Below are 23021 nucleotides of genomic sequence, written 5' to 3' on the forward strand. Positions count from 1 at the left end.
GATTGCTGTGTTTTCAGCGATCGCTCCACTTGCCTGTTGCATTTCGGGTTCGCAATCGCCAAATCCAGTGACTAATATAGGTGATTCGAGAAGAAGAAAAGCGTTCGTTTTGTTTGAAGCAACTCACATCTCTATCGTGAGCAACGCAAGATCCCGGCTTCGGCCTTCGCCGACCTCAATACGCTGTAAGAACATACGGTGGACGATGTCATGCTGGCGCGGCGAACCTTTCTTCTGGGTGGTGCCAGTGTGGCGGGCTTGGGTGTGCTCGCGATCGGATGGTCAGTATCTCCGTCAGACGACAGGCTCGTCCCCAAGACGCCACTCGATACACCTGGCAGCAATGCAGCGCTCAACGGCTGGCTGATGATCGATACCGGCAACAACGTCACGATCGTCATGAGCAAAGCTGAAATGGGCCAGGGCATCCACACGGGCGCTGCGATGTTGCTGGCGGAAGAACTCGGCGCGGACTGGTCGCAAGTCCGCATCGTCGATTCCCCTATCGATACGATCTACACAAACCGCGAAAATCTGTCGCGCTCGCTTGCTATCCGTCCTGACGATCACAGCTGGGAAGCGACGACTAAAGAAGATTTCGCGCGGTTGATTGCCCGCCTGCTAGGCACCATGGTGACAGGCGGATCGACAAGCATCGTCGATCTCTGGAAGCCGATGCGCGAAGCCGGCGCATCGGCGCGCATGATGCTATGCAGCGCGGCGGCAAAGCAGTGGAAAGTATCGGTCAGTCAATGCAAAGCACGCTCGGGCCGCATTATTTGTGGTCCCGAACAGTCGGTGACGTTCGGCGAACTTGTCGATGCGGCGAAGCTCGAACCGCGCCCCACCCATGTCACGCTCAAAGACAAATCCAGCTTCACCATTATTGGTCAGCGATTCAAGCGCATCGAGGCACAATCGAAGATTAATGGGAAAGCGATGTTCGGAATCGATGCACAGCCGCGCGACCTGCTATATGCGAGCGTCACGATGTGCCCGACGCTCGGAGGCACCGCGACCGGCTACGATTCTTCGAACGTGAAGAATAAAGAAGGCGTGCACGCTATTTTCAAATTCGATCCATACAACGGCGGTACCGGCGGAGTCGCAGTCATTGCCGAAAACCCCTTTATCGCAATGCGCACGCTCTGCCAGTTGTCGTACACATGGGACCACGGGCCGGCGGCGAAAGTAAGCGATGCAGACATTAGCGCCACCTTGATCAAGGCGCTCGATGACAACACTCATCCCCAGTCTTTCTACAAGACAGGTAGCGTCGATGAGGTTCTGAAGGAATCGAAACCTCTGGAAATGCAGTACAAAGTGCCATACCTCGCGCACGGAACGCTCGAACCCGTCAACTGTACGGCGCAAGTGACGGATGGCGGAGCGACGATCTGGGTGTCCACGCAAATTCCAATGGCGGCCCGCAAGGCAGTGGCAAAGTCCCTGAATCTGAGTGAGGACAAAGTACAGGTGCATCGGTACCTGTTAGGCGGCGGCTTTGGCCGTCGGCTCGAAGTCGACTACATCGTGCAGGCGGTTGCGATCGCAGGTCATGCCAAAGGACGTCCAGTGCAGACCATCTGGCCGCGTGCGCAGGATATGACACACGACTTCTACCGCCCCGCGTGTGTGTCGCGATTCAAAGGTGCGCTTGATTCCGACGGCAACCTGATCGCCTGGAAGAACGAGTCGGCCAGCCAGTCGATCAACGTGGAAGCGCTGCCCCGTGCATTCGGCTCCCCAAAGATTGTCTTCGAGGTTCTCAAGGACATCACGACCGCGGAGGGTGCGTTCGATCAGCCATACGAATGCAAAAATATTTCCGTCACGCACAATACGGCCTCACTACCTATCCCGGTTGGTAACTGGCGCTCGGTTGGGCATTCCTACCATGCGTTTTTTGTCGAAAGCTTTATCGACGAAATGGCGACGGCCGCTCACAAAGACCCCATCCAGTTCCGGCTCGATATGCTGAAGAAGCCGGAACATCAACGGCATGCCGAAGTACTCCGGCAACTCATCGATTTTTCCGGCTGGTATACGCCACTGAAGCGAGACGGGAAGACCGCGAGAGGCGTAGCGATGCACGAATCATTCGGCAGCATCGTCGCGCAGGTTGCGGAAGTGCAGAAGCATGGTGACAGTTTCCGCGTCACGCGCGTGTTCTGCGTGATTGATTGTGGCATTGCAATCAATCCGAATCTCGTAGAACAGCAGATGGAAAGCGGCATTATTTTCGGCCTCTCGGCCGCATTGCAGCAACAGATCACGATCGTGCAAGGTCAGGTTCAGCAGAAGTACTTCTCTGACTTCCCTCTCGTCAATATGTCGACCTGTCCTGAGATTTGCACGAGAGTGATCCAGAGCGGCACTGAACCTCAAGGTGTCGGCGAAGCCGGTACGCCGCCCATTGCGCCTGCTCTGGCGAATGCGCTTTTTGCACTCACGGGAACCCGGTTTCGCAGCCTTCCACTCATGCAGCCGCCTGTGCCTTGCGGAGGTGACATATGGTGTCAATCAGTGTTAACGGGAAAACCGTCGTCATGCATTCCGCCCCCGACACGCCCCTGCTCTGGGTACTCCGGTGCGAACACCAACTGACGGGTACCAAATTCGGTTGCGGTATCGGCGTTTGCGGCGCCTGCACTGTCCTGCTCGATAACACCGCCAGGCCGGCTTGCCAGATACCGATATCCACGATTCTCAAATCGCGTGTCGTCACCATCGAGGGACTGGACAGCACAGAGGCTCGCGCGTTGAAAAAGGCCTGGATCGAATGCGATGTCGTGCAGTGCGGCTACTGTCAAAGCGCTCAACTGATCGCGGCAACAGCGTTGCTTTATTGCCATCGTCATCCGACCGATTCCGATATCGACGAGGCCATGAGCGACATCGCATGCCGCTGCGGCACTTTTCCCCGCATCCGCAAAGCCATTCACCAGGCGGCCCGGTCGCTGCGCCCATAAACAAAGGCTGAGCAGCACGCCCAGCGATTGATCCGCACGCTCGCGGACTCGCAGGCTCTCGGGCAGGAAAAACCGGAAAAAACAATTTTCTCTGATTAAACAAAACTCATCGCTTATAAAAGCAAACTAAAAAAGCGAGGTAAAAAATCCGGCTTTAGTAAAACTAAACCCGGAACTCAAATCAAATCGTTTGTGCGTCACCCCCGTCGCCGCTACTCTGCCCAGCAATGATCTCAGGCAAACATCGCGCTTTGAAGCGGATTTTGCCTCCCACTTCATTTCATGCATTCGACAGAGGACATTCAGAATGAGTCTGGCGCACACCGAATCTCGACCCAGCAAGATATCCGACGTTCAGCTCGGGGAATCCGATATTTCAATCGAGCAATTCATTGCCGTAGCCCGACATGGCGCACAGATAAAGTTTTCTTCCGTGTATCGCGAGCGCGTGTTGAATTCGCGCCGCCTGGTCGACCTGTTTCTGAGCCAGAACCGGCTCGTCTATGGGGTGACGTCTGGCTTCGGCGCTAATTCGACACGCGTTATCAGCCCGGACGACGCCGAGCAGCTTCAGCGAAATATCGTGCGCTCACATGCTGTCTCGGTCGGCGAACCGCTACCGCGTGAAGTAGTTCGAGCCACGCTGCTAATGATGCTGATCAGCCTCGGCAAAGGTTATTCCGGCGTCAGCCTCGAATTGCTGCAGCAAATCGCCGGGCTACTGAACAACGACATCACGCCGTTCGCGCCGGGCGATGGCTCGGTCGGTTATCTCGCGCCCGAGGCACATATGGCGCTCGTGCTGATCGGCGAGGGAGAAGCGTTCTACCAAGGTGAACGCATGCGCGGCGCCGAAGCATTGGAGCGAGCAGGGCTGAAGCCACACTCGCTGCGCTGCAAGGAGGGGCTTTCGCTCACCAACGGCACCACCTCGGTAACCGCGATCGGGATGTTGGCGCTTTACAACGCGCTCGAGCTTTCGAAGGTTGCCGACATTGCCGCATCGATGTCTCTACAGCCGCTTAAGGCCACCACGCGCTCACTGGACGCCCGGTATCACTCCGTCAAGAAACATGTCGATCAGAGGAACACGGCCGATAACCTGCGGCGGCTGCTGGCCGGCAGTGCGCTATGCGAGCGCTTTGTCGATTACAGACTGCAGGACGCTTACAGCCTTCGCGGCATTGCCCAGGTACATGGGGCATCCAAGCGGGCGATCAAGAACGCGTACGACTCGATTCTCGATGAAGTGGGATCGTCCGGCGACAACCCCATCATCCATCCCGAAGGCGAGGACGGTATCGCGATATCCGGTGCCAACTTCGACGGTACGTTCGTCGGCATCGGGTGCGATCTCCTCTGCATCGCCATGACCACGCTCGCGAAAATCTCGGAGCGCCGGACAGACCGCCTCGTCAACCCGTACCTCAGCGAACTGCCCGCGTTCCTCGCAAAGGATCCCGGGCTGAACAGCGGTTACATGATCATTCAGTACACGGCGGCCGGATTGCTGGGCGAGATGCGCACCCTTGCTCAACCCGCGAGCGTCGATAGCGTGCCGACGAGCGGCAACCAGGAAGACCCCGTGAGCTTCGCCTATCACGCAGCGCGAAAAGCCTACACAACTTCACAGAAGTTGCAGCACGTGCTGGCGATCGAGCTGCTCACCGCCGCTCAGGCGCTGGACTTCTTCGATCCCGCCGACGCATCACCCGCAACCGCTGCGGTGTATGCGCGGATTCGGCAGGTTGCCCCGACAGCAGAAGGCGATCGGTTCTTCTATCCGGACATGATGGGTGTCCACCGCCTCGTCGAACAGGGCGACCTGCTGAGCATCGTAGAAAACATCGCCGGCACCTTGCACAGCTGAAGCCGGTAACGCCAGCAATGCCGCGAACTGTGGCGAGCCGAGCATTTCCAATCCAAGCATAACCTTGATTCGACACTATAGAGGTGTAATGTGAATGCGATTTCAACAAGAGTCCTGAAGACTTCTCTCGTCACTTTTCTCGGCATGCTGGCACTGGTAGGAACCGGCGCTCAGGCAAAGGAATGGAAGACCGTAAAGGTCGCCCTGGAAGGCAGTTACGCTCCGTGGAATCTGACCTTGCCGAACGGAAAGATCTCCGGGTTCGAACCGGAATTACTCGACAATCTGTGCAAGCGGGCCAACCTGCAATGCGAGCCAGTCGCCCAGGACTTTGACGGCCTCATTACCGGCCTGCAGGCCGGCAAATTCGATGCCGTGATGGATGCCCTTGCAATTACACCCGAACGTCAACAGGCCATTGCGTTCTCCAAGCCCTATGCTGCAACGCCGGCCGCGTTCGCGACGGTAGATGGGCATGGACTGGCGAACACGACAGGAAAGCCCTCTTCCCTCAAGCTGACTGGCGACCCGAAAACCGACGGCCCTTTGATCGCCCCACTGCGCGATCAACTGAAAGGGAAATCGATCGGCATTCAATCCGGCACGGTGTACACCAAGTTCATCAACGACAACTTCAAGGACATCACGTCCGTACGCCTCTACAAGACCTCGGCCGAACGTGACCTCGACCTGGTCAACGGACGCGTCGACATCGCCTTCGACGACGTCACCTACTACGCTGGAATCGCCGACAACAAAGACACCGCCCGAATCCGGGTCGCCGGACCCACCATCGGCGGCGCAGTTTGGGGACCGGGAGAAGGTCTTGGCTTTCGCAAACAGGATGCGGATCTGAAAGCAAAATTTGATGCGGCCATCACGGCAGCACTCGCGGACGGTACCGTGACGCGCTTGTCGGAAAAGTGGTTCAAGACCGACGTGAAACCGTAAGCGTGCGGCATTGCATGACGCCGTTGCGCGTCGAGGCGGCGATCAGTCTTTGCTAGACTGGCTTCACGATGGCATTTGCCAGGTCAACGACATGAACCGCCTTCCTCCTCTTCGAGCCTTGCAGATATTCGACGCCGTCATTCGTTACGGGGGCGTCGTAGCCGCTGCCGAGGCGCTTTACGTAACGCCCGGTGCGATTAGTCAGCAGATTCGCGTCCTTGAGGAGTTTCTCGGGGTCACGCTTTTCGAGCGGGAGAACACGGGCCTGCGACCGACTCCGCTTTGCGAGTTGTACCACTCGCACATCTCCCGGGGGTTCGAGTGCTTTCATAGCGCTCAGGCGGCGCTCAAGGCGCAGACGGGCCCCCGGCTCACCCTGATGACATTCCCGTCGGTCGCGACCCATTGGCTCGCGTCCAGATTGGACAAGTGGCACACCATCTGCCCTCACGTGCAGGTCCATGTCGAAGTCGTCGATCACGAAACCAGTATCGCTGCGAGAAGTGCTGACGTGCGGCTAACGTATGGGACACTACCCAGCGACGGAACACCCTATCACGTCGTCTTTACGGACAAGGTTGCGCCCGTCTTCGCACCCTCGCTGTTGCACGCGGAAAAGCCGCTCGCGCAACCGGCGGATATCTTGCGGTACCCGCTGATTCACGTCGAATGGGGATGGGCAAACTTGTCACCGCCGACGTGGGGACACTGGTTGCATGCGGTTGGCGTGCCTCTACCCGAAGGTCTGGCGCCACTCACCTACTCCGTTTCCGGCATGGCGATCGACGCGGCAATTCGGGGAAGAGGCATTTCGTTGGGACAGGGCTTTTTTGCCATCGATAGCATCAAGCGACACGAACTCATCGCGCCGTTCAAGGTCGCGCTGCCCATGCCTTTCCCCTACTTCATTTGCTGGAAGCGAACGGCCGCAGACTCCCCCGCAACGAGGCAATTTCTCGACTGGCTAATTGAGGAAGCCGAGCAGACGGGACGCGACATTAAAGCCATGTTTGGTGAGTGAGGCGTCGGTCCTCGCCGGGCAACGGCAGCACCGCTCAGCTAACCGGCGATGAGTCGCGACTCATAACCAGAGCGAGCGACTCGGAGAGAATCGATTTCGCCAGTTTGTCGTCGTCAACGACGCGCGCAAGCGTAATGGCCCCCACGATGGTCGCGACGATACCTAAGCCAGCCTCTTTGCTATCACTGGATATAGCGTGCGCTATTCGTGACGCCAGTTTGCGCACGTAATCCGTGAGCTGTTCCCTGACATCCGGATTTGCATGCCGCGCCTCCCCGGCGAGCGCACACAGCGCACATCCATTGCCGGGATTCTTCACGTGACGCTCATTGAGGAAAGCTTCGGCAATAGCCTGTAGAGGCGTTTCCCCACGCTTTGCCGCACCGCTTGCGATAGAAGCCATGCGCTTCTCGCTCTGACTCACCGCGTGCTCGAGCGCCTCCAGGATCAACGCATCACGCGACGAAAAATGGCCATAAAACGCACCGTGCGTCAGCCCCGCGCTGCGCATGCACTCGGCGACGCCGAGCGCCTCGATGCCGTTTTCGCGAATCTGCCGTGACGCGTTCTCCAGAACCCGCTGCCTGCTCTCAGCCTTTTGTGCCTGCGAATAACCCATTTTTCCGCCTCATCACGCTTGACAAACTGCATGATGAGCATAATACTGAATTTCTGCATGATGATCAACATACAGAATGAGATGTTGAGGACGTTCATGCCAGCTTGGATGCAGCGGCAATCCTGCGCTGCTTAACAGAGATTTTGCGAAGTTTTTGCTCCGCCAGCACGTGCGACTTGGAACGTGATCTCGCGGCGCAATACATAGGAGAAGGAAATGCGTTTTACTGGAAAGACAGCGCTCGTCACTGGCGGCAACAGCGGCATTGGCTTTACGACAGCGAAGCTTTTGATCGCCGAAGGCGCCCGTGTTGCCATCACCGGCCGCGATCGCGCAAAACTGGATCAGGCCGTATCCGAGCTGGGCGAAAACGCGCTCGGCATTCAGGCCAATCTCGACGATGAAAGCGCGATCGAGTCGACCTTCAAGCAGATCCAGGCAGCCTTCGGGTCGCTCGACATCGTGTTCGCCAACGCCGGAATCTCCGGTCCGACACCGCTCGGCGGCACGACCGCTGCTGCATTCGAGGCGATTCTTCGTACCAATCTCACCGGTGTTTTTCTCACGGTTCAAGCGGCCCTGCCGCTGATGAGCGCCGGAGGCTCGATCGTCTTGAACGGTTCCGTGATGCGCGAACTGGGCTCGCCCGGATCGGCCGCTTATTCCGCAACGAAGGCGGGCGTCACCGGCATGGCGAAGGTGTTTGCGTCCGAACTCGTGCGGCGTGGCATTCGCGTCAACACCGTGATTCCCGGCGGCACACGCACACCGATCTGGACGCGCGGCGCACGGGCCGGCGCAACGCTCGACGCGACCGAAGACGCGTTGGCACCGGGCATTCCGATGGCTCGCCTCGCGGAACCTGAAGAAGTTGCCAAGGCCGTGCTTTTCCTCGCGTCCGACGATGCGTCGGGAATCACGGCGGCCGAGATCGTTGTCGACGGCGGCACGATCGGCGCGCCGTGGGGAGCGCCGGTATTCCGCAAGGGGTGAAGGCACTCGAGTTTCCAGTAGCGGGTCGACCAGCTTAGGGCCGCAACGCGCAGTCCTAAGCTGCCGGCAAGTTCGCTACTGCCAGATCGAAGGCTCGTTCCGGCGGACCTCCTTTGGGCGCCCCTTTCCAAAGGCTACACGGATGGACGAGCGCCCTCCCAGGCACGCTGTAGCAGTGCTCTAAGCGGCTCCTCCTCAATCGGCCGCGGATTCCAGTATGGATTCGACAATGCCACCTTGCATGCGTGATCAAGGTCGGCTTCGCCCAACCCAATCTCGCGAAGCCCTCGCGGAACGCCAAGTGCTTCGTTGAGCTGGTAAAGACCGTCTGGCGCTGAGTCAACGTTCAACGCCCTGGCGATTCGGCCCATCGCCTCATCCGCAACGGTACTGTTATAAGCGAGAGAATGCGGCAGAACGATTGCGTGCGTCTCAGCATGAGGGAGGTTAAATGTTCCACCCAAGGTGTGGCACAGCTTGTGATGAAGCGCCATGCCAACATTGCCGAGCACCATTCCGCACAGCCACGCACCATAGAGGCACTCGCTGCGCGCCGCTTTGTCCTTGCTGTTCTTCTTCACGCCACGCAGGCCGTTGGCAAGTGAGCGAATACCCTCCTCCGCCATGAGCGACATGACGGGGTTTCCGTCCTGTGCGTACAGCCCCTCGGCAGCATGAGCGATAGCGTTGAGGCCGCTGACAATCGAGAGACGGACCGGGAGCCCGATGGTCAACTCCGGGTCGTACAGGACCGTCTTGGGGATGACTTTGACATCGCGACCGGTTTTCTTCAGGCCGTTTTCAGTTATGCCGTAGATGGGAGTCATCTCCGACCCGGCATACGTCGTAGGTATTGCGATAATCGGCAACGACGATTCGAGCGCAATCGCTTTGCCGAGCCCAATCGTCGAACCGCCACCAATAGCCACTGCGCAGTCTGCGTCCACCGACTTCGCGTGTTCGCGCGCGCGGCGAGCGTTCTCGATAGGAACGTGCATCTGGGCGCCGTCGAACACGCCTGCGCTCGCAGGTCCAAGAAGCGACGAAACCACTTCGGCCTGAGCCTTTTGCTCGGGCGTGCAAAGAACCAGCGCCCGGCGAGCACCCAACGTCTCCACTTCCTGTTGAATCAGCTTCATGCTTCCAGCACCGAATACGACTCTCGACGCCTGCGTGGTATAGGTAAACTCATACATGAGATTAGCTCCCTGTGTGGTCAAACGGTACGGCTCGCTTAGACGTAGTCGACCTGGTGGCGAGCGATACGAATGTCACCCACGATCTGCTTCACTCGCAGATGCTCAGGGTGCGACGCATACGCGTCGAGCGACTCCTGGCTTTCGAACTCTGTGTACAAAACCACATCGCAGGCGTAATCCACGGCGCTTACATCCAGCCCGACCTCCAGCCTGGTAAGTCCGGGAATCTTTCCGCTCAGACTCTCGAACGCAGTCTTTACGAGCACAGCGGATTCCTTCTTTTGCTCGGGAGTCTCACCGCGAACGTTCCACATCACGATATGCTTGACCATATTCGATTCCATTAGTGTTGCTTATTACCAGGCCAAATGTTCGAGATGCAATCTCATGACTCAAGTATGCATGTCAGTCGAGCCTCGCCACGCACCAGGCCCAGCTGAGTTCTAAATCCGGTCTGCCATAGGAAAGTAGCTACGCTTTGTTCTTGTTGTACACGTCGACGAACACGGCCGCGAGCAGAACGATGCCTTTGATAACCTGCTGATAATCCACGCCGATGCCCATAATGGACATGCCGTTGTTCATCACGCCCATGATAAAGGCGCCCACAACTGCTCCGACGACCTTCCCGACACCACCGGAGGCGGAAGCGCCGCCGATGAAACACGCTGCGATGACGTCGAGCTCGAATCCCGTGCCAGCCTTCGGCGTTCCACTATTCAGACGTGCGGCGAAAATCAGACCTGCCAGCGCAGCAAGGACACCCATGTTCACAAAGGTCAGGAAGCTCACTGCCGGAACGCTGACACCCGACAATCTCGCTGCCTTTGCATTGCCACCAACCGCGTAGATACGTCGACCGATCGTGGTGCGATTCATGATGAACGTGTACACACCAATCAGCACAGCCATGATGACGAGCACGGTAGGCAGGCCACGATAGGATGCAAGCAGGTAGCAGAAGAACACAATCAGTGCCGTCAGGACGAGATTCTTCGCCACGAACATCGAGAACGAGCCACTCTCGACACCATGTTTCGCCGCGCCGGCGCGATGCCGAAGCTCAATCGCGAAGAAAAGCGCACCGACAAACGCACCGAGGACAATCGACGTGATGTGAAGCGTCTGTCCGTGAAAAAGGTCAGGGATAAAACCCGAGCTCACGGCGCCGAATGCATCAGGGAACGGGCCGATGGACTGGCCTTGCAGAACGAGGTTTGTCATGCCACGGAAAACCAGCATGCCGGCCAGCGTCACGATGAACGAAGGCATCCGCCAGAACGCAATCCAGTAGCCTTGCAAGGCGCCAATCAGCGCGCCGGCCAGAATACAGATGATGGTTGCCCAGACGTAGTTGACCTCGAACTGCACCATCAATACTGCCGCCAACGCGCCCACCAAACCGGCCGTTGAGCCGACGGACAAGTCGATGTGGCCTGAAACAATCACCATGAGCATGCCAAGGGCCATGATGACAATGTAGCTGTTCTGAAGCACCAGATTGGTGAGATTGAGCGGTTGCATCAGTACGCCGCTCGTCGAGACCTGGAAGAAGGCCATGATGATGACGAGCGAAATGAGCAGTCCATACTCGCTGCCAATACGCTTCACCACACCCAAAACTTCGCTTTTCTTAACCTCGGCGCCTTCGGCGACGACTGGAGAGAGTGCCTTACGCATTTTCGATGCCTCCATTTCGCATAATCGCCCGCATAATCTTTTCCTGCGAGACTTCTTCTGCGGTGAATTCGCCGACAAACCGGCCCTCGTTCATGACGTACACGCGGTCGCACATGCCAAGCAGTTCGGGCATTTCTGAGGAAATCATGACCACACACTTACCTGCCGCAACCACCTGATTGATGATGTTGTAAATCTCGTACTTCGCTCCCACATCGATACCTCGCGTGGGCTCGTCGAGAATCAGTACCTCGGGTTCAGAAAACAGCCACTTGCTCAGCACCACCTTCTGCTGGTTGCCACCCGACAGGTTGCCAACGACGTGGGTAACGCCTTGAGCACGGATCCGGAGCTTCTTTAGAAAATCGGTCGCAACCTTTATCTCCTCGTGCTCATCGACGACGCCAAATCTCGACACTCCAATCAGGTTCGCCAGCGTGATGTTTCGTTTGATGTTGTCGTCAAGGAGCAGACCGTTGCCTTTCCGGTCTTCTGTCACGTAGGCGATGCCCGCCTTGATGGCCTTCTGTACCGATGAAACGTCGACCTGCTTTCCGTGCATCAGCACCTGGCCCGTGATGTCCTGACCATACGTGCCGCCGAAGACGCTCATGGCGAGCTCCGTACGCCCAGAACCCATCAGCCCTGCGATGCCAACGATTTCGCCCTTGCGCGCTTCCAGATTGACGCCTTTGATGACGGCACGGTCCCTCTGCGTGGGATGCTGGACACGCCAATCCTTCACTTCAAAAATGACTTCGCCGATGTCCGGCGTACGTGGCGGGTACCGGTCGGACATCTCACGGCCGACCATCGCCTTGATGATGCGGTCTTCGCTCACGCTCTCGGCTTTGCAGTCGAGGGCGTCGACCGTCGAGCCGTCACGGATCACGGTGATTCCATCCGCGACACGCGAAATCTCATTCAGCTTGTGCGAAATGATGATTGACGTCACACCGCGCGACTTGAGTTCGAGCAGAAGACTAAGCAGTGTGTCGCTGTCTTTTTCATTCAGGCTTGCGGTAGGCTCGTCGAGAATCAACAGGCGAACCTCTTTAGACAATGCCTTTGCAATCTCGATGAGTTGCTGCTTGCCGATCCCAAGCGTGCCGACCGGTGAATCTGGCGAGTCAGAGAGGCCGACTTTCGCCAGCAACGCCTTTGCCTTCGCGCGCGACACTTGCCAATCGATGACGCCGCGCTTCGACTGCTCGTTACCCAGATAGATATTCTCGGTAATCGAGAGCATCGGTACGAGGGCTAGCTCCTGGTGGATGATGATGATTCCGACTGCCTCGCTATCGGAAATATCGGCGAATGCCCGCTCCTGACCGTCGTAAAGGACGTCGCCAGAATAAGAGCCGTGCGGATAGACCCCACTGAGGATCTTCATCAGGGTCGATTTTCCCGCGCCGTTTTCTCCGCAAATGGCGTGAATCTCGCCCTGACGGACCTTCAGATTGACGTTATTCAGGGCTTTGACAGCGCCAAAGCTTTTCTGAATTCCGCGCATCTCCAGAATGGTATCCATGGTCAAATTCCTCTGATTGGTCACGCTCGCGAGCGTGCCTGCGTGAAGCGAGGCGCTGGTGGGCGCCTCGTCACGCGGACGTTCAGATGCCTTACTTGATCTGGGCCTGCGTGTAGTAACCGCTGGTCACCAACTCCGACTGGTAATTGGCCTTGTCGACCAGGATTGGCTTCACGAGATAAGTCGGAACGATCTTCGTTCCGTTGTTGTAGCTCTTCGTGTCGTTGACAGGCACCTGCTTGCCGCTCAGCGCGTTGTCGACCATTTCGGCGGTCACGCCGGCAAGCTTGCGAGTGTCCTTGAACACGGTCGAGGTCTGGTCGCCGCGAACAATGTTCTTGACGTTCTGGATGTCCGCGTCCTGTCCCGTGACAATGGGCATGGTTTGCTGGGCCGAACCGTATCCGATGCCCTTAAGCGACGAGATAACGCCAACTGCGATTGCGTCATTGGGCGTCCAGACCGCGTCGAGGTGGTCCTTGCCGTAGAAAGCGCTCAGCAGGTTGTCCATCCGGGCCTGAGCCGTCGCGCCATCCCAATTGCGCGTCGCGACTTTATCGAAGGCAATCTGTTTGCTCCGAACCACGAATTTGCCGCTGTCAATGTACGGTTTGATAACTGACATACCGCCCGCGTAGACCATATGGGCGTTGTTATCGTCCGATGAACCACCGAACACTTCGATATTGAACGGGGTTTTGCTGCCGGCCTTCTGCCAAGCGCTGACGATGCTCTGCCCTTGAAGAACGCCCACGCCATAGTTGTCGAAGGTTGCGTAGTAGTCGACATCCTTGGTCTGGCTAATCAGACGGTCGTACGAGATGACCTTGATGCCTTTCTTCTGCGCGAGCGCCAGAGCGTCAGAAAAGGTCTTGCCGTCGATCGGTGCGATGACCAGTGCTTTGACACCCTTCGCAAGCATGTTCTCGACCTGGTTCACCTGCGTCGGAACGTCGTAGTTTGCGTACTGCAGGTCGGCCGAATAGCCTTTCGCCTTCAGTGCATCGACCATGCTTTTACCATCGGTAATCCAGCGGGATTCCGTCTTGTCGGGCAGCGAAATGCCAATAACACCCTTATCCTGGGCGAAAGCAGCGCCAGACATGGCCGAGAAAGCTGCCGAAGCAGCCAGGATGACCGCGACACTCTTCAGAATTTTCATGACTTCGTCTCCTATTTAGGAATGCGTATTTGTGTTGCCGGTTTATGAATTACGGAATCCCAGGCCGACGCCCGAAGACGTCAGCCATTCAAACGCTCAACCGATAAAGACCTCTGCACCCGCTTCTTTGGACGAAGCAAACATGGCCTCGATGACACGGCTAATGTTGTACGCCTGCGTAGCCGGCACAACCGACTGCGTGCCGTTGCGCAACGCGTCGAAGAACGCGTTCGACTCCCGGTCGAAGTACACCGGGTTGCCGATTTCGGCGATATCGGGCGAATACTCCGTCTTTTTTGTTGCCCAGATTTCCGGGAAACTGGTCTCTTGCCACTCGGTCCATCCCTCCGGATGGTCGCCTTTGCCCGCGTCATAAATCTTGTAACTCGCGGGCAGCGAGCGGGAAGACATAATGCCTTCCGTTCCGTAGGCGGTGATGTCCCAGCTCTCGGTCCACGGCAGGACGTCCCACGACATGAAGTCGACCGTGACAATCTTGTCTTCGTAGTTCAGGACCGCGCCTGCTGCGTCTTCACGCGATTCGTCACCGTGGAAGTTCGGAAACTTCGTGATACGCGCGTTGACCGAGCGGGGCAAGCCGAAGTGCAGAAGGATGCGGTCCACCAGGTGACATCCAATAACGAATACCGCGCCGCCAATATCGCCTGGCTGGGTCATATGCGGCGTTCCGGCCTCGTCGTGCGAGCAGCCGCCGTGGGCGCGCACCTGAACGACTTTGCCGAGGCGTCCGCTCTTGAGTGCCGCCTGCATGGCATCGACCGATGGTGCGAAACGCCAGCAATAGCCGACTTGCACGAGTCCGCCGGTACGCTCCACAGCCTCGACGATGCGCTTGGCGTCGACGGAACTGCGGCCAGCAGGTTTCTCGCACAACACTGCCTTGCCCGCTTCGAGCGCTTCAATGGTCAGATCGGCCATCTTCTCGCTCTTGGAGTGGACGAGCACGACATGAACATTCTCGTCCGCCAGGATGTCTTCCTTCGAGCGTGCCTCGAGACCGAGAGCGTCGACGAACGGTGTGAGCAGCGGGCTTTTGTCCCACGCGCCGAGCATCTTTGCGTCGGTGCGACGCTGGATTGCCTTGACCCGCCCCGACGTATGGGGGTGAGTGATGCCAAGACATGCTACGCCGAGCGTTTCGTTGGGACCGATCTTTCGCGTCATGACTTATCTCCTCCAGATTTCCCGTTACACCTTGACGGTTTTGCCCGACAACGCCGACTCGAGCGCGCAGTCCGCCAGACGCAGCGCCTTCAGCCCATCCTGAACGGAGGTCGGCAAAGGCGAATTGGCGTTCAGTGCGTCGACGAAGGCTTCAAGTTCGGCCTTGTATGCAGCCTCGTAGCGCTCGAGGAAGAAGTTGAGCAGCGGCTCGCGGACATCAGTCGCTTCCTTGGACCAGCGTCGAATCGTCGAAGGACGCAGATTTTCTTGCAGGAGCATTCCCTTCGAACCCGACACTTCCATGCGCTGGTCGTAGCCGTACACCGCTTCGCGACAGCAGTTGATGTGGCATTGCTTGCCCGAAGCTGTTCGCAACTGCACCATCACCGTATCGAAGTCAGTCAGCCTCTCAAGCGACTCGTCGACGAGACGGCTGGCCATGGCCATTACCTCGACCGGTTCTTCGCCGAGCAGCCAGCGAGCCATGTCCAGGTCGTGGATCACCATGTCGCGGAAGATGCCGCCCGAGTGTTCGACATAGTCACGCGGAGGCATGCCCGGGTCACGGCTCGAAATGATGACCTGGCGCACTTCGCCGACGTCGCCTGCGTCGATCGCTTTGCGGAAGGCTTGCGATGTCGGGTCGAAACGTCGATTGAACGCGAGCATGACGCGACCGCCCAGTCGCTCGACTTCGTTTGCCGCGGCTAGCGACTTCTCCATGTCGAGATCGATGGGCTTCTCGCACAGAACAGCCTTGCCGCGCTTGACGGCTTCGAGCATGAACGTGATGTGCGTATCCGTCGGCGTACCGATGACCACTGCGTCGATGTCGTTGCGCTCGAGGACTGCTGCAGCGTCCGTCGAGGCCTCGCAGCCCAAACGGCTAGCCAGCGACTTAGCCGCACTTTCAACAGGGTCTGCCACCACGACCAGCTTTGCGTTCGGGCTCGCGGCGACGTTGCCGGCGTGAATGCGACCAATGCGGCCGGCGCCGAGTACGGCGATTCGAATCATGTGAGTCTCCAGGAATACGTTGTCGGTTAAGGTCAAGAGCTTCAGGCGGAAGTCGCGGTTTTTGCCGAGAACTGCGCGATGGTGGTGTCGTAAGCGCGCTTTGCCATCTCGTCGAGCGGAAATTTCCGGTGCACCTCGGAGATGAGTTCCACGCCGTAGTACGGCAGCGTGCAGCCTGCTTGTTCAAGGGCATCGACGAAGGCGGGGCAGTCACCTGCACCTTCGCCACAAAGCTGGCGGTTAAAGGTCGAGTCGTCGAACAACGATCCCTTGACCTGCGCGCCGACGTCATCCATCTCCACGCCCTTGATGAAGCGCGCGGGGATCTGGGCGACTTCGCTATAGGGGCTACCGCCGCGTGCGACGTGCCAGTGGTCAACCATCAGGCCGCCATTGGGTTGGTTTGCGCCTTGAGCAACCTGCAGCGCTTCCGCGATGTTTCGAATGGGAGAGAAAGGCATGAACTCGATTGCAACCGTGGCGTCAACCATCGCCACGTCCTGGCAAAGCTTCCCGAATTCGTCGGTCATGCGGGGGAAGTCGGCCGGATTCTTGTCGAACGGACTCGCGCCGATTTTCAGATTGCGCATGCCCAGTTCGCCGCCCAGTTCGATGAGACGGCGACGGTAATCGTCCGACTTGGCACGCACCTCGCCGTCGAAGTACCAGTCCATGAGGATCTCGAGCTCGAAGTACTTCATACCCGTGTCGTCCAGAATCTTCTTGACGCCGGACACGCCGTACTTCCCGATGCTGTACTCGAGATCATCGAGAATGAGGCCGATACCGCTCCAGCCGGCACGCGAAGCTGCTTCGCAGCGATCGCGCAGCGGGAACGGGCTGATTTCGTTCGGTGCACACGGATAGACGTCGCCAGCGAGTGTCCAGTACGCAGCCAGCAATTCTTTCTTCGCGCTCATAGGTAGTACTCCTGTATCTCTCAATGTCATCAGTTTTTTGGGCGGCACGCTCCCGCGCACCAAACGACTACGGGATTGCCCGGGTGGGCTTCGTGGACGTCGCGAGGGTGAAGTCCCACGACACAGACCAAAACGGTGATAAGACTCCGACGCGCTCACCCGCTTCCGGGTCGTCAATCTTGTTGAATTCAGCGATGAGTTCACGCTTGACGCCGAAGACCGCGTCTTCAGGAAGATAGGGGCAGTCAGGTGTGAAAATGTGAGTGATGACCGGGTCAAAGCCAGGCGCGGTCACGATGAAGTGCAGATGAGCAGCTCGGTTCGGATGTCGACCTATTGCGGCGAGGAGCTTGCCAACCGGACCGTCTGAAGGAATCGGATAGTGACGCGGCTTGACAGACTTGAACCAGTAGCGGCCTTCAGCATCCGACGTAAAAACGCCGCGAAGATTTGAGTCAGGCTGAATGCCCTTCTGCTGCACGTCATAGAAGCCGTCGTCGTTCGTCTGCCAGACCTCGAGCTTCGCGTCAGGAATCGGGTTTCCCTTGATATCGGCAACCCGGCCTTCAACAACCATGGGCTCGCCCTTTCCGTCCAGGCAGATGTTCGCGCCGTTCGGATATTCAGGTGCGTTGGCGACGTAGAAGGGACCCAGAATCGTGTTCGGCGTAGCACCGCTCGGACGACGATGATTGATTGCATCAACGAGCATCGAGACGCCCAGGACGTCGGAGAGCAGGATGTACTCTTGCCGCCAGTCCGTGCACATTTGACCCGTCTCGGTCAGGAAGCGAATGGCGGTGAACCACTCTTCATGCGTCGGCTCAATTTCCTTGACCGCAGCATGAAGATGCTTGACCAGAACGGACATCACCTGACGCAGGCGAGCGTCGGCATCTTCGCTCATACGGGCGTTGACGACTTCGGCCGAGCGAGCCTCATCGAAATAAGGCGATGCGGACGGAACTGCAGAGGTTGCGCTTTGCATTGCGTGTCTCCATCAATCTCTTCTGTAGCTTTGAGACGAGTCTATATTCGTCGTGACTGGCAAAACAGAGCTAGAAAGGGAAAGTCTTTCGCGCTAAGTGGGAAGAAACCCCAAATGCGATGAGCGCAAGCTCACGCTGTCCAATGACGTTCGTATTCGTTGTGGTGAAACCGCTCGACGAGCGCATCAATGAACAGGCGTACCTTTACAGGTAGGTGTGAGCGAGTCTGAAACGCGATGTTCATGGTTAGGCGAGGAAGGTCCCAGTCGTCGAGCACAGGGACAAGTCGGCCTGCTTCGAGATCGTCGTAGATGATGTATTTGGGCTGCACCAGAATGCCCATGCCGTCTAGCGCGGCGATGCGCAATATTTGGCCGTCATTCGACTCCACTAACGGCTTCACTTTGACCACGACGTTCTCGCCACCACGTGTGAAGGAAAGCTCGCGTGGATTGTCGGCGAGTTGATAGTTCAGCAGTCTGTGCTTCGCGAGCTCCGCCGGGAAGCGAGGGCGTCCGTTCGCCTCGATGTAGCCGGGCGATGCGGCCAATATGCGGCGTGTCGAAGCCAGTCTTCTAATGGTTATGTTGCTATCTGGCTCAAGGACTTTCGTACGAATCGCGACGTCGATGCCGTTCTCGATGATGTCGCAGTAACGGTTAGCCGCTACCACGTCCACTGTAATGTCAGGGTAGCGCGCCGTGAAATCAGGAAGCATCGGCGCGATGTGAAGCATGCAGAACGATAACGAGGCGGTGACGCGAAGGATCCCGCTTGGCCGCACAACCGCTTCCTTGGTGACAGCCTCTGCTTCGCCAAGATCGGCGAGGATGGATTTGCAACGTCGATGAAACTCGGCGCCCGCCTCAGTCAGGTAAAGGTTGCGAGTCGTCCTGCGCACCAGTTGGACGCCAAGTCTCGCCTCCAACGAAATCAAATACCGACTTGCGGCCGAGATGGAAAGCTCGACAGCTTCCGCAGCACGGCTGATGCTGCCCGTCTCGGCCACCTCGACGAATAGTTGTAGTTCCTTGAACTGATCCATGCCCTTGCACCATTACGCCTCGTTCGCCCACAGCCGAGCCGGATGCGGGAGCACGCGCGACTTCGCTGAGTCATTTCGTGTGTCGCGTCGGCATCATGATAGTGCTGTAGCTCTATCTTTTAGTCACAAAAACACATCAATAATCTATCAGTTCAGTGGATTCGCCATGCCCTTGACGCCAGGCATGCTTTGCGAGGGCTCGCGAAAACTCGGCCGGCTCCCAGTCCTCCCGAAGCGCTCTGAGCATCATCTCGCCTTGGCTCTCCGGCGCGAGTCCCCCGGCGGGCGGATCCCTGTCGAGGTTTGTCGGGAACGCATAGCCTTCGGCGCACGAGGCAATCACCGAAAGCGCCTCGAGCCCGCTTATCTTGCCGGTCTTAAATCTGTCCCGAAGGACTGGGTAGAGAGTCTCGGACATGCGCGTTCGATCCACGGCTTCCATCGCCCGACCATAAGCCGACGAGATTTGAAGCAGGTTTGCCATGCGCTGAACGTGGCTCGTTCGATTCGACCCGGCTGCGTGAAATAGCGCCGGATTGAAGAAGATGGCATCGCCCTTGGCAAGCGGCACCTGAACGAAGTTGTTCTCGAAATACTCGCGGAAATCAGATCTACGCCAAGCCACATAGCCTTGAGCGTATCGCTGCGAGTAAGGCAGGAGTTTGGTCGGACCGCTCTCAACTGGCATGTCGCTGTGCGCAACAGCCCCTTGCAGCGTGAGAAAAGGCGACATCCTATGCACGTGCGCTGGAAAAGACGACGCCATCTCAGCCGTCTGGAAGCCCAGATGGTAGTCACGATGGGCTTGCTGTGCCTCGCCGCCGGGTCTGACAACATTGACCTGCGACGTAACCTGAAAGCACGGGCCAAGCCATGCCTCGGCGGCCGCCGGCAGCCAAGGGTTCGAAAAGTATCTGGCGAAGACATCAGGTGCCGCAAGGCAGAGTTTTTCCTGCGCGTTCCAGATACGATCGTTTGCGCCTGCTTTCGCGAAATGGTCAGCCTTCGAGCCCGATTTCTTCTCGGCTTCAATAATCGATTCGAAGATGGCCGTCGCCTCATCCACGCACCCGGTGTCGGCAAAAGCGCGCTTGAGCACAAAGACGCCCGCTCCATCTCGCAGGACTTCGGCCCACTCCGACAGTAGCTGAAGCCTTTCCGTTTCAGACGAGCGCACTTCTTCCAGCTCGCGGCATTCGTATACAGGAATCGCTTGAACCGACGTTGTCGCGTAGCGTAGCCCGCGCTCCCCTGTCGCGTTGAGCGCTCTCACGAAATCGCTCAAGCTGCAGTCGCTTTCGCGATACCAGTTGGTTCGCTCAGCGAGATAGTCTCCGCGTCGGTCGTCCATACGTGCCTCCTATATTCGATGTAGGATAGCTCGCAAAGCACAGATCGAATTATCAGAAACACATCAAAAAACTATCAACGATGGAGGGTCGGATTGGCTCACCGCTTCTTGATCAAGGAAATTGCCCTTCAGGCAGGGCTTGGAGTGGCAACTGTTGATAGGGTGCTGAACGGACGCGCGAACGTCCGGGAGCACACTCGCAATCGGGTTGAGCAGGCGATAAAAGAACTTGAGAAACAGGAGCTAAACCTGGCGACCACGGGGCGCAAGCTCATGGTCGACGTGGTAGTGGAAGCACCAGCGCGGTTCAGCGACGAGATAAAGAATGCGCTCGAAGCGGAACTCGCGTTGATGCACCCGGCGGTTGTTCGTCCGCGCTTCCTGTTGCGGGAGACGATGACGACGCCCGAAGTCGTGGATGCTCTTCGATCTATCGCCCGCAGAGGCAGCCATGGTGTTTTTCTGAAAGCCCGCGACGTTCCCGAGATTGCCGAGGTGGTCCGCGAACTCCAGCATCACGGCATTCCCGTCGTCACCGTCTTCACCGACATACCGCTGTCGGGACGCATCGCCTACGCCGGGCTCGACAATCGCGTCGCTGGGGCCACGGCGGCCTACCTTCTGGGCCTTTTGCTGGGCCCCCAGGCGGCTAATGTGTTGATAACGATGAGCGACGAGCATTTTCGGGGCGAGGAGGAGCGCGAGATAAGCTTTCGTCGAGCATTGCGCAAGCACCACCCCCAACTCAGGCTGATCGATGCAAGCGGCGGACATGGCCTTGATTTACCGACTGAAGAGCGAGTCCGAAGCGTTCTCAACGATGGTACTTGTATCGCTGCCGTGTACTCCATGGGCGGGGGTAATGTCGCGATTCTTCGCGCGCTGGAAGCGCAGCAGCAAGCTCCGGTCTGCTTCATCGGTCACGATCTGGACAAGGATAATGTGCAGCTTCTACGCACTGGAAGGATTCAGGCCATTCTGCATCATGATCTCCGACAGGACATGCGCTCCGCGTGTCATCACGTCATGCACTTCCACAAGCTCCTGCCAGCATCCTCTGTCGCGTCATCTTCTTCGGTCGTGGTCGTGACGCCAGAGAATATTCCGGACCACATCGCCAGTCGTTTCCGCGATTGAATCGACCACTCGCGTTCCTGAGAGGTCCGGGAATCAATCGTCACCCGGACCTCTCGACAGCATCAGAACTTCGTCGCCAACCCTGCAATAACGCCAAACTGGCTTTTGCCATAGTTGGGGTTGGTGCTCGAGGTGCTCCCGTTGACGGGGTCGTTGTTGATATTCGCGCCATACAGACCACTGTCGAGGCTGATGTTAGACGACGAGCTGTTTCTCACATACGCCAGTTCCGTGTACAGGAGCGTTCGTTTGGATAGCGAATAGTTCGCCCCCAACGTGTAGAGGGTTGCGTTCCCGTTCCCATTGTTTGCATTCGCGTGATAGACGGCGCCGGTGATAGCAAGCGCAGGCGTCGTTTGCCAGATCGCGCCAATCCACTCATGATTAACGGCTGTCGGGAGGCTCGTTCCTGCCGGCAACGCTGACGGGGTCGCCGTGCCGAAATAGCCCGCATTCGATGCGTTCGGAGCGCTCAGATGCTGGTAGCCAATGTATCCAGTCACAGGACCGAATGCGTACGTCAAGCCCGTGAGAATCGAGCGGGAAGCAAGGTACACGTTGCTGAATTGGCCGTTTCCGTCGCGAACTTCGTCATAGGTCGCCTGCCAGAAAAGGCCCTTGTTCGCGTAAGAGAGTTTGATACCATCCGAGCGCCCCTGCGAGCTTCCGAGTCCGCTAGAAGTACCGAGTTGACCAGGTGCGCTTCCAGGATTTCCCGCGTTCCACGTCGACGAATTCGTCAAATCATACTGGCCTTGCAGGGTAAAGCCGCCAATCGTCGGCGACAGGTACTCCGCGCCGTTCGCTGCCTGCGAAAAGATGCGGCCGCGTACCAGCGTTCCAATCGCATACTTCTTTGTTTGCTGGGGGTCGACGTCGCCCGAGTATTGACTTATCTCAGCCGAACCCATGTTGCCGAACTTGATTTGCCCCCAGGTGTCATTCTGCAGGCCTACGGTCGCCTGCCCCTCAAAGAAACTTCCGTTCGCGAAAGCCCCGGTCATGGTATTCAGTCGGGACTCGAGCGTGAAAATTGCATGGGTGCCGCCGCCGAGGTCCTCACTGCCTTTGAGACCAAATCTCGATTGCGCCCAGCCTCCACTTTGCGCACCGAATACATGCCCCTTCGGTTGATTGGTCTCGTATGCGATACCGTTGTCCACGATGCCGTATAACGTGACGCTGCTCTGAGCCATCGCGGTTGCCGTCGCAGACAATGCGAACATGCCGAACAGAAGTTTCTTCATTGCTATCTCCGTTAATATAGTTGTACTACGTACTTCCCCTGATACAGCAGGAGCTCACATCTTTCCCAGCGCCCGTCAATCGTTGATCAAATGCGACACGCCTGAAGGGCGTGGAGTCTCAGAGACGCTCGC

General features: G+C 57.8%; 20 protein-coding genes. 7 read left to right on the forward strand and 13 right to left on the reverse strand.

What is annotated here, in order from left to right; all coding sequences use genetic code 11:
• Nucleotides 1-210: 210 nt before the first annotated feature.
• The 5 genes from M0D66_RS03045 to M0D66_RS03065 all read left to right on the forward strand — a co-directional run bounded on the left by M0D66_RS03045 (nucleotide 211) and on the right by M0D66_RS03065 (nucleotide 6814).
• Nucleotides 211-2607 (forward strand): molybdopterin cofactor-binding domain-containing protein, encoded by a 2397-nt coding sequence (locus M0D66_RS03045; protein WP_266209136.1) that lies wholly within the window; start codon nucleotides 211-213, stop codon nucleotides 2605-2607.
• Nucleotides 2514-2972: a (2Fe-2S)-binding protein gene (locus M0D66_RS03050; RefSeq protein WP_266208952.1), complete on the forward strand. Its 459-nt coding sequence runs from the start codon at nucleotides 2514-2516 to the stop codon at nucleotides 2970-2972. Before M0D66_RS03045 ends, M0D66_RS03050 begins: the two co-directional genes overlap by 94 nt.
• Nucleotides 2973-3162: 190 nt before the next feature.
• A complete protein-coding gene (gene hutH, locus M0D66_RS03055) occupies nucleotides 3163-4842 on the forward strand; it encodes a histidine ammonia-lyase (protein ID WP_266208953.1) in 1680 nt (559 codons plus the stop codon).
• Between the two features lie 144 nt (nucleotides 4843-4986).
• Nucleotides 4987-5793, forward strand: coding sequence for a transporter substrate-binding domain-containing protein (locus M0D66_RS03060; protein WP_266209137.1), 807 nt, complete (start codon nucleotides 4987-4989; stop codon nucleotides 5791-5793).
• Between the two features lie 91 nt (nucleotides 5794-5884).
• Nucleotides 5885-6814, forward strand: coding sequence for a LysR substrate-binding domain-containing protein (locus M0D66_RS03065; protein ID WP_266208954.1), 930 nt, complete (start codon nucleotides 5885-5887; stop codon nucleotides 6812-6814).
• Nucleotides 6815-6848: 34 nt separating this feature from the next.
• On the opposite strand, the gene M0D66_RS03070 is transcribed toward M0D66_RS03065, so the two are convergent.
• On the reverse strand, nucleotides 6849-7433 hold the full coding sequence (locus M0D66_RS03070; RefSeq protein ID WP_266208955.1) for a TetR/AcrR family transcriptional regulator: 585 nt from the start codon (nucleotides 7431-7433) through the stop codon (nucleotides 6849-6851).
• A 216-nt stretch (nucleotides 7434-7649) separates the two neighbouring features.
• Between M0D66_RS03070 and M0D66_RS03075 the strand changes: the two genes are divergently transcribed.
• Nucleotides 7650-8426: an SDR family NAD(P)-dependent oxidoreductase gene (locus tag M0D66_RS03075; RefSeq protein WP_211707717.1), complete on the forward strand. Its 777-nt coding sequence runs from the start codon at nucleotides 7650-7652 to the stop codon at nucleotides 8424-8426.
• A gap of 134 nt (nucleotides 8427-8560) precedes the next feature.
• On the opposite strand, the gene M0D66_RS03080 is transcribed toward M0D66_RS03075, so the two are convergent.
• From M0D66_RS03080 to M0D66_RS03130, 11 genes are all read right to left on the reverse strand, one after another.
• Nucleotides 8561-9622: a maleylacetate reductase gene (locus M0D66_RS03080; protein ID WP_266208956.1), complete on the reverse strand. Its 1062-nt coding sequence runs from the start codon at nucleotides 9620-9622 to the stop codon at nucleotides 8561-8563.
• 38 nt (nucleotides 9623-9660) lie between these two features.
• On the reverse strand, nucleotides 9661-9957 hold the full coding sequence (locus M0D66_RS03085; RefSeq protein ID WP_093634124.1) for a Dabb family protein: 297 nt from the start codon (nucleotides 9955-9957) through the stop codon (nucleotides 9661-9663).
• A 139-nt stretch (nucleotides 9958-10096) separates the two neighbouring features.
• Entirely contained in the window at nucleotides 10097-11305 is a 1209-nt protein-coding gene (gene mmsB, locus M0D66_RS03090) for a multiple monosaccharide ABC transporter permease (protein WP_301772688.1), read from the reverse strand.
• A complete protein-coding gene (gene mmsA, locus M0D66_RS03095; RefSeq protein WP_200652988.1) occupies nucleotides 11298-12836 on the reverse strand; it encodes a multiple monosaccharide ABC transporter ATP-binding protein in 1539 nt (512 codons plus the stop codon). Before mmsA ends, mmsB begins: the two co-directional genes overlap by 8 nt.
• A gap of 91 nt (nucleotides 12837-12927) precedes the next feature.
• Nucleotides 12928-13998 carry a multiple monosaccharide ABC transporter substrate-binding protein gene (gene chvE, locus M0D66_RS03100; protein ID WP_301772689.1) on the reverse strand — a complete coding sequence of 357 codons (1071 nt, stop codon included), beginning with the start codon at nucleotides 13996-13998 and terminating at the stop codon, nucleotides 12928-12930.
• Nucleotides 13999-14094: 96 nt separating this feature from the next.
• On the reverse strand, nucleotides 14095-15183 hold the full coding sequence (locus M0D66_RS03105; protein ID WP_093634128.1) for a Gfo/Idh/MocA family protein: 1089 nt from the start codon (nucleotides 15181-15183) through the stop codon (nucleotides 14095-14097).
• A gap of 24 nt (nucleotides 15184-15207) precedes the next feature.
• Entirely contained in the window at nucleotides 15208-16200 is a 993-nt protein-coding gene (gene iolG / locus M0D66_RS03110; RefSeq protein ID WP_266208957.1) for an inositol 2-dehydrogenase, read from the reverse strand.
• Nucleotides 16201-16241: 41 nt separating this feature from the next.
• A complete protein-coding gene (locus tag M0D66_RS03115) occupies nucleotides 16242-17120 on the reverse strand; it encodes a sugar phosphate isomerase/epimerase (RefSeq protein WP_266208958.1) in 879 nt (292 codons plus the stop codon).
• Nucleotides 17121-17187: 67 nt separating this feature from the next.
• Entirely contained in the window at nucleotides 17188-18108 is a 921-nt protein-coding gene (locus M0D66_RS03120) for an intradiol ring-cleavage dioxygenase (RefSeq protein WP_266208959.1), read from the reverse strand.
• Between the two features lie 131 nt (nucleotides 18109-18239).
• Nucleotides 18240-19154, reverse strand: coding sequence for a LysR family transcriptional regulator (locus M0D66_RS03125; RefSeq protein ID WP_266208960.1), 915 nt, complete (start codon nucleotides 19152-19154; stop codon nucleotides 18240-18242).
• 136 nt (nucleotides 19155-19290) lie between these two features.
• Nucleotides 19291-20505 carry a phytanoyl-CoA dioxygenase family protein gene (locus tag M0D66_RS03130; RefSeq protein ID WP_266208961.1) on the reverse strand — a complete coding sequence of 405 codons (1215 nt, stop codon included), beginning with the start codon at nucleotides 20503-20505 and terminating at the stop codon, nucleotides 19291-19293.
• Nucleotides 20506-20598: 93 nt separating this feature from the next.
• Between M0D66_RS03130 and M0D66_RS03135 the strand changes: the two genes are divergently transcribed.
• Complete coding sequence (locus M0D66_RS03135) at nucleotides 20599-21642, forward strand: LacI family DNA-binding transcriptional regulator (protein WP_054033920.1); 1044 nt, start codon at nucleotides 20599-20601, stop codon at nucleotides 21640-21642.
• Between the two features lie 62 nt (nucleotides 21643-21704).
• Here the strand turns inward: M0D66_RS03135 and M0D66_RS03140 are convergent, their stop codons facing one another.
• Nucleotides 21705-22889, reverse strand: a complete 1185-nt coding sequence (locus M0D66_RS03140; protein WP_266208962.1) for a porin — start codon at nucleotides 22887-22889, stop codon at nucleotides 21705-21707.
• Between the last annotated feature and the right edge of the window lie 132 nt (nucleotides 22890-23021).

It is taken from the genome of Paraburkholderia sp. SECH2 (genome assembly GCF_030464795.1).
In the GTDB taxonomy this organism is placed as follows: domain Bacteria; phylum Pseudomonadota; class Gammaproteobacteria; order Burkholderiales; family Burkholderiaceae; genus Paraburkholderia; species Paraburkholderia aspalathi.

Excerpts from the sequence above, each read along its gene's own strand:
- M0D66_RS03075 (WP_211707717.1), top strand. The coding sequence starts at position 7,650 with ATGCGTTTTACTGGAAAGACAGCGCTCGTCACTGGCGGCAACAGCGGC.
- mmsB (WP_301772688.1), bottom strand. The coding sequence starts at position 11,305 with ATGCGTAAGGCACTCTCTCCAGTCGTCGCCGAAGGCGCCGAGGTTAAG.
- mmsA (WP_200652988.1), bottom strand. The coding sequence starts at position 12,836 with ATGGATACCATTCTGGAGATGCGCGGAATTCAGAAAAGCTTTGGCGCT.
- M0D66_RS03085 (WP_093634124.1), bottom strand. The coding sequence starts at position 9,957 with ATGGTCAAGCATATCGTGATGTGGAACGTTCGCGGTGAGACTCCCGAG.
- M0D66_RS03060 (WP_266209137.1), top strand. The coding sequence starts at position 4,987 with ATGCTGGCACTGGTAGGAACCGGCGCTCAGGCAAAGGAATGGAAGACC.
- M0D66_RS03125 (WP_266208960.1), bottom strand. The coding sequence starts at position 19,154 with ATGGATCAGTTCAAGGAACTACAACTATTCGTCGAGGTGGCCGAGACG.
- M0D66_RS03130 (WP_266208961.1), bottom strand. The coding sequence starts at position 20,505 with ATGGACGACCGACGCGGAGACTATCTCGCTGAGCGAACCAACTGGTAT.
- M0D66_RS03080 (WP_266208956.1), bottom strand. The coding sequence starts at position 9,622 with ATGTATGAGTTTACCTATACCACGCAGGCGTCGAGAGTCGTATTCGGT.
- chvE (WP_301772689.1), bottom strand. The coding sequence starts at position 13,998 with ATGAAAATTCTGAAGAGTGTCGCGGTCATCCTGGCTGCTTCGGCAGCT.
- iolG (WP_266208957.1), bottom strand. The coding sequence starts at position 16,200 with ATGATTCGAATCGCCGTACTCGGCGCCGGCCGCATTGGTCGCATTCAC.
- M0D66_RS03070 (WP_266208955.1), bottom strand. The coding sequence starts at position 7,433 with ATGGGTTATTCGCAGGCACAAAAGGCTGAGAGCAGGCAGCGGGTTCTG.
- M0D66_RS03050 (WP_266208952.1), top strand. The coding sequence starts at position 2,514 with ATGGTGTCAATCAGTGTTAACGGGAAAACCGTCGTCATGCATTCCGCC.
- M0D66_RS03140 (WP_266208962.1), bottom strand. The coding sequence starts at position 22,889 with ATGAAGAAACTTCTGTTCGGCATGTTCGCATTGTCTGCGACGGCAACC.
- M0D66_RS03115 (WP_266208958.1), bottom strand. The coding sequence starts at position 17,120 with ATGAGCGCGAAGAAAGAATTGCTGGCTGCGTACTGGACACTCGCTGGC.
- M0D66_RS03045 (WP_266209136.1), top strand. The coding sequence starts at position 211 with ATGCTGGCGCGGCGAACCTTTCTTCTGGGTGGTGCCAGTGTGGCGGGC.
- M0D66_RS03105 (WP_093634128.1), bottom strand. The coding sequence starts at position 15,183 with ATGACGCGAAAGATCGGTCCCAACGAAACGCTCGGCGTAGCATGTCTT.
- M0D66_RS03120 (WP_266208959.1), bottom strand. The coding sequence starts at position 18,108 with ATGCAAAGCGCAACCTCTGCAGTTCCGTCCGCATCGCCTTATTTCGAT.
- M0D66_RS03065 (WP_266208954.1), top strand. The coding sequence starts at position 5,885 with ATGAACCGCCTTCCTCCTCTTCGAGCCTTGCAGATATTCGACGCCGTC.